The 14245-nt window shown below is 43.3% G+C and carries 14 protein-coding genes; 5 read left to right on the forward strand and 9 right to left on the reverse strand.

What is annotated here, in order from left to right:
* Positions 1 to 15: 15 nt before the first annotated feature.
* Positions 16 to 3159 (reverse strand): SusC/RagA family TonB-linked outer membrane protein, encoded by a 3144-nt coding sequence (locus AB4Z08_RS05090; RefSeq protein ID WP_441572646.1) that lies wholly within the window; start codon positions 3157 to 3159, stop codon positions 16 to 18.
* A gap of 271 nt (positions 3160 to 3430) precedes the next feature.
* Between AB4Z08_RS05090 and AB4Z08_RS05095 the strand changes: the two genes are divergently transcribed.
* The gene (locus tag AB4Z08_RS05095; protein ID WP_441572647.1) at positions 3431 to 4165 is read left to right on the forward strand and encodes a GntR family transcriptional regulator; all 735 of its coding nucleotides are present in this window, start codon (positions 3431 to 3433) and stop codon (positions 4163 to 4165) included.
* Between the two features lie 162 nt (positions 4166 to 4327).
* Here the strand turns inward: AB4Z08_RS05095 and AB4Z08_RS05100 are convergent, their stop codons facing one another.
* The 5 genes from AB4Z08_RS05100 to AB4Z08_RS05120 form a co-directional block, all read right to left on the reverse strand.
* Positions 4328 to 4666: a hypothetical protein gene (locus AB4Z08_RS05100; RefSeq protein WP_441572648.1), complete on the reverse strand. Its 339-nt coding sequence runs from the start codon at positions 4664 to 4666 to the stop codon at positions 4328 to 4330.
* A 245-nt stretch (positions 4667 to 4911) separates the two neighbouring features.
* Positions 4912 to 5718 (reverse strand): alpha/beta fold hydrolase, encoded by an 807-nt coding sequence (locus tag AB4Z08_RS05105; protein WP_441572649.1) that lies wholly within the window; start codon positions 5716 to 5718, stop codon positions 4912 to 4914.
* Between the two features lie 69 nt (positions 5719 to 5787).
* On the reverse strand, positions 5788 to 6399 hold the full coding sequence (locus AB4Z08_RS05110) for a Crp/Fnr family transcriptional regulator (RefSeq protein ID WP_441572650.1): 612 nt from the start codon (positions 6397 to 6399) through the stop codon (positions 5788 to 5790).
* Positions 6400 to 6463: 64 nt separating this feature from the next.
* On the reverse strand, positions 6464 to 7327 hold the full coding sequence (locus tag AB4Z08_RS05115; protein WP_441572651.1) for a hypothetical protein: 864 nt from the start codon (positions 7325 to 7327) through the stop codon (positions 6464 to 6466).
* Positions 7328 to 7541: 214 nt separating this feature from the next.
* Entirely contained in the window at positions 7542 to 7985 is a 444-nt protein-coding gene (locus AB4Z08_RS05120) for a lipocalin family protein (protein WP_441572652.1), read from the reverse strand.
* Positions 7986 to 8179: 194 nt separating this feature from the next.
* On the opposite strand from AB4Z08_RS05120, the gene AB4Z08_RS05125 reads away from it, so the two are divergent.
* The 4 genes from AB4Z08_RS05125 to AB4Z08_RS05140 all read left to right on the forward strand — a co-directional run bounded on the left by AB4Z08_RS05125 (position 8180) and on the right by AB4Z08_RS05140 (position 11358).
* A complete protein-coding gene (locus tag AB4Z08_RS05125; protein WP_441572653.1) occupies positions 8180 to 9010 on the forward strand; it encodes a hypothetical protein in 831 nt (276 codons plus the stop codon).
* Between the two features lie 135 nt (positions 9011 to 9145).
* Positions 9146 to 9652, forward strand: coding sequence for an RNA polymerase sigma factor (locus AB4Z08_RS05130; RefSeq protein ID WP_441572832.1), 507 nt, complete (start codon positions 9146 to 9148; stop codon positions 9650 to 9652).
* The gene (locus tag AB4Z08_RS05135; protein WP_441572654.1) at positions 9592 to 10254 is read left to right on the forward strand and encodes a hypothetical protein; all 663 of its coding nucleotides are present in this window, start codon (positions 9592 to 9594) and stop codon (positions 10252 to 10254) included. The genes AB4Z08_RS05130 and AB4Z08_RS05135 overlap by 61 nt, the downstream gene beginning before the upstream one ends.
* A 135-nt stretch (positions 10255 to 10389) precedes the next feature.
* The gene (locus AB4Z08_RS05140) at positions 10390 to 11358 is read left to right on the forward strand and encodes a TraB/GumN family protein (RefSeq protein WP_441572655.1); all 969 of its coding nucleotides are present in this window, start codon (positions 10390 to 10392) and stop codon (positions 11356 to 11358) included.
* 20 nt (positions 11359 to 11378) lie between these two features.
* Here AB4Z08_RS05140 and AB4Z08_RS05145 read toward each other — a convergent pair whose 3' ends face one another.
* The 3 genes from AB4Z08_RS05145 to AB4Z08_RS05155 are packed head-to-tail and all read right to left on the reverse strand — an operon-like array spanning position 11379 to position 14237.
* Positions 11379 to 12695: a sensor histidine kinase gene (locus AB4Z08_RS05145; protein WP_441572656.1), complete on the reverse strand. Its 1317-nt coding sequence runs from the start codon at positions 12693 to 12695 to the stop codon at positions 11379 to 11381.
* 2 nt (positions 12696 to 12697) lie between these two features.
* A complete protein-coding gene (locus AB4Z08_RS05150; RefSeq protein WP_441572657.1) occupies positions 12698 to 13372 on the reverse strand; it encodes a response regulator transcription factor in 675 nt (224 codons plus the stop codon).
* 4 nt (positions 13373 to 13376) lie between these two features.
* Positions 13377 to 14237, reverse strand: coding sequence for a hypothetical protein (locus AB4Z08_RS05155; protein ID WP_441572658.1), 861 nt, complete (start codon positions 14235 to 14237; stop codon positions 13377 to 13379).
* Positions 14238 to 14245: the final 8 nt, after the last annotated feature.

Here is a 14245-nt window from a genome sequence, read left to right on the forward strand (position 1 = left end):
GATTTTATCCGGATACTATAACTGAATGTTGATGCCTATATTAAACACGCGTTGAACAGGATAGCCCAGGGCGTTGCCACCTTGCTCGGGGTCCCACAATTTAAATGCACTGATCAGGAACAGGTTGGTACCGTTGGCATAGATCCTCAGCCCGGATATGTGATACCTTTTCATTCCTTTCTCGCCGATATTATAGCCGATTTCTGCACTCTTCATCCGGAGAAAAGCGCCATTGCGCAGCCACCAATTGGAAGGCTGATTGTTGTTTTCATTTTGCGTAAGACCCAGTCTCGGCCAGAAGGCATACTGGTTACGGTTGTCTTCTGACCAGTGGTTCTGAGCAATAACATTGAGCAGTCCGTGTTGATTACCACCATCCACAACAAAAGGAGAGATAGCAGCAGGATCTATGAAAAAGGAAGATCTGGCAGAGCCCTGAAAAAAGGTACTGATATCGAAATTCTTATATCCAAAAGAGAATCCGAATCCATAGATGATCTCCGGCGTGGTAGGGTATCCCAGCGCATTCACCATATCCAGTTTGGAGATTTGTCCATCGCCGTTCAGGTCGCGGTATTTGATGTCTCCTCCTTTTACTTCTCCGAAATTCTGGCGGGGTGAGTTCTTAACATCTTCTTCATCCACAAACAATCTTTCTGCCACAAGTCCATATACCTGGCCCAGCGAATGACCAACGCGGGAAAGATATTGCATGTTATCGGCGTATTGTGGTTCTTCGTTCACCAACAGTTTACTCGCGGCATAGGTGAATGTTCCCCGCACCTGTAACCAGGTTTTTCCGAAGTTCTTGTTGTAGTCCATGGATAAATCTATACCGCGGCCTTCTGCCACACCTACATTGGCGCTGATTGGCGCGGTAAGCCCCATGGTAGATGGAATATAAGCCCGCGACATCAGGATGCTGCTGCGGCGTTCTTTATAGGCATCTACGGTCACCGTCAGCGCATTCCACAACCCGAGATCCAGACCGATGTTAGTCTTCTGGGATTTCTCCCAGGTGATGTTATTATTCGGATACCTGGAAATAGAAACGCCCGATTTTACATATCCGTAGTTTTCTCCAAAGTATGAACTGAAGTTGCCGTCGTTCAGATTCACATTGGACAGGTAGAAGAAACGGTCGTTGGCATTCCCGATCTGGTCATTACCTACGAGGCCATAGGTAGCACGGAATTTTAGCTGCGATATTACATCGGTTAATCCTGCCAGGAACTTTTCATTACCTGCATTCCAGGCTACACCGATAGAGGGAAAAAAGCCGTAACGATTATTACTTGCAAAACGTTCCGATCCGTTGTATCCGAAATTTCCTTCCAACAGGTAGCGGTTATCATAGCCATAGGTGAATCTTCCGGAAACGCCCTGGTTGCGGAAGGGAAGCGACAGTTGCAGATCGCCTGCATTTCCGTTCAGATAGTTCCGGCGGATACCAATCAATAAGCCACCGATGCTATGCACACGGTTGAACGTACGATTGTAGTTCACCGCCGCTTCCATGTAGGTGGTAGTATTCACGATCTTATCGCCGGGTGTATAATTAAGATATTCCGTAGCCGTTTTTTCATTTAGCAGGGACAGCGAATATTTATCCGGGTCCTTTACTGTAGGACTGGCTGAGTAGAAGAACGGATTATACTGCCGGCTCAGATTAAAGTAGGAATAGCGTTTGGTATACGCCATGACCCTGGCGGAAAGGCCCTGTGTAATGAAACTCAGGTCCTGTTTTACTTCCAGTTGTACATTCAATGTAGAGGTGTTGTATTGTTGAAATCCGGACACCATAGATGCGTAGGGATTATTATATACTTCACCATTGGAACCGCGGGAAGTGTTGCCGAACAAAGGATGTTTCACGTTAGGCAGATCACTGGCGGGGAAGGTAGCAGGGAACAACACCGGATTTGAGTTCAATGCACTTTTGAAGATAGCAGCACCACCACCAACAGGACCATTGTAGTCATCGAAATTCCCGGTAGTTCTGATGATGGCTTCCGTGGTAGAGGTAAGTTTCAGATTCACGTTAGAGCGAATCTCATAGCTCCTTAACTTGATATTGTTATTGAAGTTGTTATCACTTTGTGTTCTCAGGATACCATTATCCTGGTTCATCGTAGCGCCTACATAGTATTGTGCTTTCTGTCCGCCGCCGGAGAGATTGAGATTGAGGCGCTGGTTATTTGTAAAATTTTTGATCAGTGTTCCCAGCCAGTTATTGCTGGGGTACAGGTAAGGATTGTCGCCTGCTTTGGTATGATCAATCTTGTTCTGGCTATAAGGCAACGGCGCCAGCCTGTTTCTGGTGATGGCTGCTTCGTTGGCCAGTTCCATGTAAGAGATATTATCCGCCAGCTCAATGTTCCGGGTGTTGGAGGAGAAAGAGTTTTCAAGGCGAATATTCATTTTCGTTACGCCGGATTTACCTGTTTTGGTAACAACCAGTATGACGCCATTGGCACCCCGTGCGCCGTACAGAGATGCAGCCGCGGCATCTTTCAGGACGGAGAAGCCGGCGATATCATCCGGCTGCAGACGCGCCAGTTCAGTGGAAGTGGATTCCATTCCATCGATTAATATCAAGGGATCCAGTTTACCTGATCCAAAAGAGGTGATGCCGCGGATAAAGAAGGAAGCATTATCTGCTCCCGGTTCACCACTCCGTTGGTACGATACCAATCCGGATATACGTCCGGCGAGCATAGTGGTCAGATTGCTGGTAGGCCCTTTGATCTCTTTGGGATTTATGGCCGTAATAGAACTGACCATGCTTTGTTTCTTTTGCTGGCCGTAGGCGACCACCACTACGTCGTTCAGGTCGTTCCGGTTATCCAGTAATGTTACGAGGATGGTGCTCCGTCCGTTCACCGGGATCTCCTGCGGCTGGTATCCCAGGGAGGAGAATGTCAAGGTATCCGAAGCGGTTGTTAGTTTGATGGAATACTCTCCGGAGGAGGTGGTGACGGTGCCGGCGGGCCGATGTTTCACCTTTATGGTTACTCCTGGCATGCCTTGTCCTTTTGTGTCCAGCACTTTACCTGTTACGGTGAATAGTGTCTGACCAAATGAGGCATTTCCTGTAAACAGGAACAATAGAAAGCACAGATATTTCTGTCGCAGGATAGTTGGGACGCGTTTTTTCATAACAGTGCAGACAAATGAGTAATTAGATTTCGGTTTGTATATACATAAGTACATATTAAAACGATAGCGTCAAACTTTTTCGAAATAAAAATTTACAGATCATCTGCCTTAACTAACAATAAATGATTTATATATTATTTTATTAAAATATTTATTTGTATTTCCTTTAAATACCCACTGCTCTTATCAAGTGAAATTGCCTGGTGGACATCAAAAGTCTTAAAAAATGCCGCTATTTATTAACTTGCACGGCTTCTATGTTACTACATATATGAATTTAGCAATCGATCATCAGAGCGGGACCCCACTACACATACAGGTGGAAAACCTTTTACGGGAACTGATAAAACAGCCGGAATACCAGGCTGGAAAGCTGTTGCCCAATGAAATAGAGCTGGCCAGGAAGCTGGCTATTTCGCGTCCTACGTTGCGCCAGGCCATCAATAAGCTGGTGTACGAAGAATTGCTGGTGCGGAAAAAAAGAGTGGGTACCAAAGTGGCCCATCAGAAAATGAGTTCCAAGTCCATGAACTGGATGAGCTTTACACAGGAAATGCAAGCCAGGGGAGTTACCATAAAGAATTATGAATTGCATATCAGCTGGGTGTATCCCGACGAGCAGGTCGCGAATTTCTTTGATATCAAAACAGACAAAAAGGTGATGAAGCTGGAGCGTTTGCGGGGCAATCCCCAGGAGCCATTTGTTTACTTCGTTTCCTATTTTCACCCCAGGATCGGCCTCACCGGCGACGAAGATTTTAAGCAGCCCTTGTATGAAATGCTGCAGCAGGATCATTATGTGGTGGCTACTTTGTCAAAGGAGGAAATCAGCGCCAGGACCGCCGATAAATTCATTGCTGCTAAACTGGAAATTAATGCGGACAGCCCTATCCTATTCAGGAAAAGATATGTTTTTGATCAGGCAGAGCGGTCCATTGAGTACAATCTGGGCTATTACAAAGCAGAGAGCTTCGTCTACACTGTTGAGAGCAGGCGTACCCCCTGATTATTTTCCCTTTCATTGTTTTCAGGAGCAAAAGCTACCCTTTTATATACATTCATTATGTATATACATACTAACATAAAAATACATCCAACATCATGTTTATTGCATTTATTGGAAGTAAAAGATAGAGCACTGGTGGCTATCTAAATGTCGGCCAGGTAATTAACAAGGTAATTTCACAGGGGTTAGTAACCAGGATATTCCATCTTCAAGTTGCTTAACATGCCAAATTGTTACGCCAACGGTGAATTCTTCCGTCTTCTCTCCTTCGAACATAAAAGGAGGTATCCACATTAGCTCTATTTCCCCGTCTCCATCCCAACCAGCCTCCAGGAACATTTCATTTACAATTTTCGTATAGTCCTCTACGTTTGTCAAACACTCGTCAGGCCTGATGGTAAAATTCAGGTTGTCAATCCATTCATACATCACGACACTAAAGGTTCTTAATTCTTCCGGTGGATAGTTAATAATCTTCTTTTTATCTCTTCCAAAACTCATATACTGTGGTATTTTCTTTCTTACACTCTTTTTATGTTTCTTAAAGTGGGTACGGTATCAGGTGGTTAAAAGGTAATGCTTTTTTAAATCTCCGTCCATCGAATTTCTATATTTGTACCGGGTTGCCCTTTACTAAATAGATCTGTCCTCGCTACAATAAATTCAATTGGCCATAACCCTATCTGAACAATAAGTTACGGCCAGATTGAACGAATAAGCGGAAGGTTTGTTCATGGCTACTAAGCCTAATCATTGTTGGCATGATCATTAAGAAACGCGGGAATCATTGTCATTAATAAATCTGTTCTTCCTGTCAACGCTGTATGCATGGTTCCTGGCAATATCGCCAGTTGTGACTTCGGCATTGATAACTCACCTACACCACCGCCACCCAGCAGTTTATACAATTCCACTACATGCTCCGGTTGAACAATATCTGCATCACCGGCAATAATCAACGCAGGCGCCTGAATGTTTCGAATATCATCTGCTGACCAGTCCTGAACTTTTTGATTGAACGTTGTCACTTTAGCCAGGTGTTTAGGCCAGTCCTGCGGCCTTGGGGCAGTCCTGAAATATTCTGCTTCATAGACAGTGCCTTTCATGGCTTCAGCAGTAAGCAGTTTTTCCAGTTCTGTGAGGACAGGATGGCGCCCGCTGCTGTTATAGATAACCGAAGCCAGGATTAGCTTGCCAACAAGGGCAGGTTGGCGCATGGCTACCAGCAGCGCTACACCAGCTCCGGTACTGTATCCAAAAATATCCGTTTGTTCTATATTTAAAACTTCCAGTAACGCAATAACGTCATCCGCAAATTGTTCATAAGAAAGGGGACGCTCCGGAATATCAGCTGTCCGTCCATAGCCCTGGAATTCAACGGCTATGACCTGATGGTCTTTTGCCAGCAGGGGAATTAAATTCCCGAATGCAGTACTGACTCCAGACACCGCTCCAGGCAGGAGTAACAACGGCTTTCCGGTTCCATGCACTTCATAGTACATCTTCAGTCCGTTGACGTTCGCATAGTTTCCGTTGATTGCTGTAGTGATCATGGCGCTTATTGTTTGCATTGATGCGAAGTTCGCAAGCAGCAGGCAAACAATTCTTGGTGTACACCAACATCAAAATTTCACACGGTTAAATAGTTTGCTGAAGTTCGTTGGGTCTATACCTAAATAGGAAGCAATGTATTTGTGGGGCACCAGGTGCAGCAATTGCGGGCTTTTCCGGCAAAATGCCTTGTATCGTTCTTCTATGGTCATGGCGCGCAGATCAATGTGGAGATCGATCATGCCGGCTAACATGGATTCGCTCATCCGCCTGAAGAGTCGTTCTATTTGCTGGGACTGATCCACCAGTTTCTGCAGATCCTCATAGCTGAGAGACTCCAATTCGCTGTCTGTTAAGCAGGTTAAATGGTATTTAGAAGGTACCTGGAATGAAAAGGATTCAGCGATGCCGCATAAGTTAGGGAAGTAGTTAAAAGCAATGACGTAGGCTTTGTCGGCTGTATCTAAGTAAGCCATCTGAACGCCACTTTTTACAAAGTAAAGCTCTCTTTGGATCTGGCCGGGTACAATAATGAACTCTCCCTTCTTAAACGAACGGGGTTGAAGATTTTCCGTCAGCAAACGATAGTCAGCCATGCTGATATCGTGAAATTGTTTGAAGTATTGGTAGCGTTCCATAAGATCAAAACCAGGGGCAAATATAGATAAAGTTCTGTCGGCCATCACTGCAGGCGGATTCGCGCTGCCCAAGCCCTACTAACCTATCATGTAAAAAATCTAATTTTTATCAACGGTAAGTCAGCCACTCTACCCCCAGCATCCCCTTGTGCTTCTCAACGTGGAAAGTATCTCCATTCTCAAACCGGGCATAATCCGGTTCCGTCATAATTTTAGCATAAAAGGGACCATTGGTTTTCAGCAAGAGAAAATAATACGGAGGGCGGCCTGCTGATTTTCCTTTCTTATCCAATATTATAAATACCGTACTGTCCAGGGTAAGCCTTTTGTATTTCCAGCTATGCTCATAGCGATTGTACATTTTCTGATTGACTTCTATCCACTGTGCTGGCATGGAAACACTGTCTACATGAATAAGATCAAAATAGTAGGCATCTCCCCCTGGGCCTCCATCTTCAGCCAGGGTGGTTACAGCGTATTTTTTTGCCAAAAAATACTTCTCTACTGCAGGATTTGAAAAGTCGAATACATAATTTAATGTGGCCAGAAAAATCATCACATACGCAGCCAGTCCACTCCAAAAAACCCCTTTACTCATCACTGTAATACCATCTCCCGCAAATAAAAAAGTATACATGATGGCGGGTAAAAAAATGCTGACGGCAAGCGACAAAAGAGAAGAATTGTAGATGGATAAAACATGAAACAGAATAAATCCATACAGGCATGGCGTGAACAGGTCCAGCCAGAAATTGTAGATGTTATCCGGTATTGGCTTACTGAAATAAAAAAGAAGATGCCTTGCAACGGAAATAACGAAAAAAAATACAAGGAGATATCCGAACCGGGATGATAAAGGATCAGTATATAACAAACATACGCCTAATAGAATTCTTACTATCGCAAGCAGGATGCTGCTATTCGCGCTTGCGCCGGTTGGGTTTACAAATTCTCTATTTTTCCAGTTACTCATATCAGGTAGGTTTCCTTGCAATCTTTTTATCAATTGAAGGAAGTAGCGGTTACATTAATAATATTATCCTTTCGTAATACAATTTACCATTTTTGTCTGATTCCGGAATTACAAAATGCTACCAGACCGCTATCCGGGTTGTGGCAAGAACAGCCCTATACCAGGAAAGGCCACTCATACGAGCAGCCATTGTCCTTCTAAATATAAAAAATAGCTACTGCTTCACCATGGTAAATACCAGCTTATCCCCTGGTTGTATTGAATTTTCTACATAATAAGTCAATGTTTTACAATCGTAGCTGGCAATAGTACCATTTAGCTGACCGTCACTGGTTAATGTATTACCGCTTAGCTGCCAGGTACCGTCCCCGATTTTATCAGATTCACAAACAGTTCCGGCATTGTTGTACTTATAGGTGCCGTCACTCTTCAGGGTGATGATATCATCTTTTTCGCAGGGCTCCATGAATGCTAAATAGTCCACTGGAGCGGCTGTTGCGGAAGCTTTGTATTGCAACGCCGTTAATTTATAAGCGCCGGAAAGACTGGTCACATTAATGCTGCACTCCGGGGTGCTACTTTTCTCTTTTTTGCAGGCAAAAATCATAGTGCCTGCTGTCATTGCTATCAAAGCCCATTTCATTGTGGTTGTCTTCATATATTTGGTTTAGATATAACTTTGTTTGATAGCAATACCCTCCCATTGACCTAAAAGGTTGGATAAAATGAAAAAATATTTTTTTTGAGAGATACCCAACCATTGCCTGAAAAACAGGGTATTACTGAAAAAGGTCAGTCTGTACCAGGACTTACTACATGGGATAAATAAATTGTGGTGTTTTAAAAACTAAAATGAAAAATACAGTATTAGCATTTGCCATCGCGGGGTTAGTGGGCGGTTGTACTTCAATAAAACTGGCTATACCCGACAAATTCAAGGAACAAGCCACCATGCAACATGTGAAGGGGGCGAGAGGTAATAAAATGTCGTTCGCTAACTTTTCGACATCTAAAATAAAAAGGGGGCTGCATATCAACTCTCCTGTGTGGTCCTGGGGTGGACGCGGATTTCTACTGGAAAATATGCTGTTGAATCAAATTGGCATTCAGAAAAGTGAAACAACGACCCAGGAAAAAACAAGATTCCGCTACTCTTTGTCAGACGGAAGAAATAAAGTGGAAATATATGCAGATGATAAAGAGATGATAAAAAAGCTGGAATATGAAACCATTAACCGTCCCAGCATACTCAATGGCTTCGAGCAATTGCAGGAATACAAATATATCTTCTCAGCGATTATTAGTGCAGATACCACCCGGGGCTACAAAAACTGGGAGTTGTTGATGACGAATATTTACGACCGGAAAGCAGCAAATGATAAAAATCCGTTTACTTTTATTAAGCCGGATGACAATGGGCTTGCCACAAATGGAACTGATACCATTTTTATAAAACCGCTCAGCATCAAAAAAACAGCATTATCCAATGGCAAAACAGGACAGCTGCCGTTCAAATTGCTGTCTGGTTACGAGCTAAACACCAATGATGGTGTGATTGCGATCATTGATGTAATAGACAGGAATATCTGGTTTTATAATGAACTGGATGCTGCAGAAAGGTTAAATATAGGCGCCATCGCCACCGCTATTTTCGCCAGAAAGGTACACGATGTAAAATGGTGATTCCCTACCTCATGATGGGTAGCAGACTAACATTGAAACAGCTACGGCAAAGGGGATGCCGCTGATATGAACCTTTACTATAAGGTAAATAAATTGTTGAAATAAGTCCTGGAACAAGATTTAGAAAATATTATCATTGATTGCCGCAGCGGCAATAGAAAAGCACAGGAGCTGCTGTACCGGCAGCTCTATGGTTTTGCTATGACTATTGCCATGCGCTATGCTACCGGTGAACACGAGGCGGCCGATATCCTGGGCCATGCTTTTGTGAAAATGTTCAGGAGTATCAACTCCTATGATGCAACGAAAGGGAACTTTCACGGCTGGCTGAAAAAAATAATTATCAATGAATCATTAGATCATATAAAACAGCGCAGCCGCTTTACCAGCCTGGAATTAGATACCGTAGAAGAACCGTTTGTCCAAAACAGCATTATTGAAAAGACAGATGCAGCCGCTATACTGCAATTGGTAAGACAATTACCAAGAGCTACGCATGCCGTGTTTGTATTATATGCCATTGATGGTTATACTCACAAAGAAATTGCAGCGCAATTAAATATCAGTGAGGGTACCAGCAAATGGCATTTGAGCGAAGCAAGAAAAATTCTTCAACAAAAAATAACCGCTATAAAAAATTAGTGAATACAACCACACCATACGAAAATTTAATAGCAGCAAAGCTGGATCAAATACCTGTGCCGGATATGGCCGACAGTATCTGGAACAGCATTGAAATGCAGTTGGATGCGGTTCCCGATGCGCCAGCGGAAAAACCTTCCCTAAAATATAAGGGTAAAGGCTGGTATGGCTTTGCCGCAATAGTAGTGGTGACTACTTTACTATTCTGGTATTATCATCATAAAAATCATGCACCTGAAAACATAACTCCTTTAAAATCGTCACCTGCCACAGAAAAGCCTTCTCCTGTTACAGATAGCAATACATTAATAAATAACATAGAAGAAAAAAACACTAGGCCAGCACCAGTTAACATAAAAAAAGAAAAGTCATTACCAAATGACACGCTGAATATCTCCATCAGTACCGATTCCGTGTCTACACAAAAGGCGGCTCCGATCAAAATAGATTCGTTAGCCCTGCCGAACACGAAGGATCCGGTCCGGGTTTTTGATACAGTGTATACTATTCCAACCCGTAAAAAACATAAAGGCGTAAAAGGTATTACCCAGGATGATTATAGGCTCGACGTCAATAAGGACTCGATACCGAAAAAGCAATAGCAGCGGCGGGAAACGCTATTGAAGCCAAATTATGAAAAGATGGAATACAATATACTGTCCCGAATATAACTATCTGTCAAAAAAATTTGTGGTATTTTTAGTACCCATTCTAACCTCATTCGAAAACTCCAACGTATGAAATTAACCCGCCACAACTTCCATAACGTATTGACATCATTGCTAGTCAGCACCTTAATACTGTTAATAAGTAGCCTTGCGCAAGCCCAAAAACAAAATAGCCGGCATATACAATCTGTATACTGGAAAATAGAAGCACCTCATTCCGGCAAAATTTCCTACCTGCTTGGAAGCTACCATCCATTTGGTAAAAGTTGGGTAGATAGTCACCCGGAATTTTATCAGCATATTGACCTTGCTAACATATTCATCTGTGAATCCACCACTGATACCAGTGTATTGGGGAATCAGATAGATAGCATCAGTGCTGACAAATCCAGGAAAACGGCGGAACAGATTTTCGGAAGGGCGACCAGCTTTGTAGACCGCCATTTTCTGAACATGGGTTGGAAAGAAAAGCCTTCTGAATTAATGAATAAAATGCATACTGCAGGCGAGCAAAACCGAATGATAATGCGCATGGCATCCCCACTGATATTTCAGCAGATGAACAGGATAGGAATTGCAACAGAAAAGATCAGCATGGATAAGGCATTGTTAAACCATGCAGTTGAAAACAAAAAAAAGATAGTTACACTTGATTATGCAGCTATATTGTCAGATATCCACTTTACAGAAGGTAGTAATTCCATCAGTAGTCAAATAGTACAATTAGTACATTTCCTTGATACACCCGTTCTCAGTCCGGAAGAAGAGCGCGCAAAATCAGATCTGCTGGCATCTTCCAACCAATACAAATCAGGATTGACTGATTATGAGAAGCGCAGGATTTATCGCGATAATGATCCCTTCCAGGTGATAACCAGAAATGCCGCGTGGATACCACAGCTGGTTTCCCTATTAGAGCAGGACAATTGCTTTATAGCTGTCGGCGCCGGGCATTTCTTTGTCGATAAAAACAAAGGCATCATCGAAGTCTTACGTAAAAAAGGATTTATTATAACGCCTGTTACACTCGGGCAATAAACGTATACAGATAGCACTAATCAGGTAAGCGGAAAGTTGATGGTAAAAGTGGTCCCGACATTAACAGTAGAGGAAACTGTAATTTTCACATGATGATACTGCGCAATAGTACCTGCAATAGACAGCCCCAGTCCATAACCTTCTCCTGCTGTTCTTGCTACTTTCTTAAACCGGTGGAAGATGGTACCTATTTCCTGTTCGCTGATACCTATACCCGTATCGCTGATGATTAGCTGATAGGATTCACCAGGGATCATTTGATCGCTTACCAAAATTTTTCCACCGGATGTATTATACTTTATGGCATTATTCAACAGGTTATACAGTAATTGAAATATCAGGTCATGATTCAGGTGATGCAGTACAACTATATGAGAGATATTGTTGGTGAATGATAATTGCTTTTCTTCTAACCGGTGCTCCAGCTCCTCCATCACTTCAGTTACCAGCGCAGCGGGAGTCAGCTGATCATCTTTTGGAAACTGGTCATTCTCAATCCGGGAGATGAGTAGCAACGAATGAACTATCTTCTTCAGCCGGTTGAGTGTTTTCATCATACCGATGATCTTTTTCTGCAGCTCTTCATCGGGGGAGTCTTCCACCATCAGGTTCTCCATTTTGTTTTGAAGTATGGTGATAGGTGTCATCAGCTCATGGGAAGCGTTGGCGGTAAACTCCCGCTCTTTTTCAAAGGCTTCATTGATTTTTCCCATCAGTTCAATCAATGAAGCATCCAGGTACCTGAAATCTTTGGTAGTGGTATGAATGGGAGGAATATGCTCTTTAAATGGAAATTTTCTGTTCACTAATTTCGTCCTGATGATTACACCAAGTGGACGAAGTAACAGCCTGGTAAATATAAGATCTACCAGGGTGGTGAGTACTATCAGCCCGAACAATACATACAGGGCCACCTTTTGCAAGGGACGGTTATACTGGCTGATGGTAGCTGTTTTTTTGCCCACTTCCAGCATATATCTTTTGTGGCGATAATCAAAAACGTGGCTTAGCACGCGATAAGTAAGTGTATCACTTTCCACTACACGTTGTAAAGTAGCAATGGTATCGGGTAGTGAATCTTTACCGGCGGGTTCCATCGAAATATATTCTTCCTTCAGCATGGTGTAGCTGCCATAGCTTTCTTCCCCTTGCAGATAAGCTTCAATTCCGTTTTTCCATACTACCTCTAAAACTTTTTTCTTTTGTTCTTTCAGGTAATAGTCGTTGTACCTGAAAGCGATATCCTCTACCAGGACTGGCAGCAGCAGTACGAACAGAATAGCTATGGCCATCTTCGACAGCGTGATAAAAAATGTAAGTTTGGTAAACAGTTTCACGCTCAGAGCTTTATTTTATAACCTACATGTCTGATAGTTTGGAGCCATTCAACGGATGCAAAGGCCGATAATTTTTTCCGTATATTTTTGATATGCACATCTATATAATTAGAGTCGTAGTCGTCATCTGCCAGATCTCCCCAGATATGCTCACTCAGCTGCATTCTTGTGACAGGTCTGTTTTTATGTAACAGCATATAACTAAGCAGGTCAAATTCTCTTCTCGATAAAGAGATTTCCTGTTTTTCAAAAAAGATGCTTCGTTTATGCAGGTCTACTGTAAAATCTTCGAGGAGTATTTCATTATCCGTTAGCCCGAACTTCCGCCTCGAAATGGCTTGCATTCTGGCCAGTAACTCCAGCAGGGAAAAGGGTTTGGGCAGATAATCATCTGCTCCTGCCTGCAGCCCTTTTATGCGGTCTTCCAACTGTCCGCGTGCAGTGAGAATAATATAAGATGTTTGTGGATAATCTTTCCGCGCCTCCTGCAGCAGTACCAGTCCATCCTTATCAGGAAGCCCAAGATCCAGCAGGATGAAATCATACTGATGCTCTTCCATTTTCTCCAATCCCAACCTGGCGGTATGAGCCAGGTCACAACGGTAGTGTGCTTTTTCCAGGAACACCTGCATTTCTGTGGCCATGGCCTTTTCATCTTCTATGATCAGTACTTTCATTTGACTAAAACTGGTAATAGAAACTACAATTGAAAAAAGAGTTGGTATTGCCTGCACCACTGAGTGCTTTGTCACCAAGCACAGACAGCTGATAAGCCACTTCTATCATGTAATGCGCCCTGTTATAGGCCAGTGGTACCCGGATACCGTAAGAAAGGAGGTCAAACCTGGAAGCTTCTTCCGTCACCATTTCAGAGGCCCCCGGAATGCCAGGCAATACAGGCAGCGGCAATCCCAGGAACTTTCTTTCTTTGACATACGTCTGATAAAAATGCTGGGAGCCCCCAACCGCTTCCACAGAAGGCGTCAGGGTGATCAGGTCTTTCCCTTTGGAAAAGCTACCCAAATGGATCTGTTTCTCTGTACTCAGCGTTACAAAAAGGTCCTGCTGTTTTCCGAATGCGTAATCTACGTTCAGCCCGGAAGTCATCCAGTAGTGGTATTTCAGTGCAGCGGTGGCATTATCTGTATTTGCTGCCTGGAGAAACGGGGAGTTGGCAGGAAAGAAAGTATGGCTATAACTGATATCTCCCGTTAGCTTCTTTCCCATCTTAAATCCCCAACCCACACCTGCGCTGGTGGCAGAAACGATGCTTCCGGAATCATTCAGTAAACGGTATCCCACTCCTGAAAAATAGATCCCGGAACGGAACTGTAAAGTGGCGCTGGCCGCAGCGTAAGGCATTGGTTTGATCGCCGTCTGCCCGTAATAATTAGCATTATTGGAATATAGCAATCCCATTGTCAGGGTCACCTTCCTGCTTACAGCTGTAGTGTCAGCGGATATATGTGTGGTGTCTGTTTGCGCCTGCGCTGCAGTGGCATGGCATAGCCATACAACCGATAATATCAGTATACATTTCATATGGTCAT

Origin of the sequence: Chitinophaga sp. RAB17 (genome assembly GCF_052114225.1) — a bacterium.
GTDB lineage: Bacteria > Bacteroidota > Bacteroidia > Chitinophagales > Chitinophagaceae > Chitinophaga.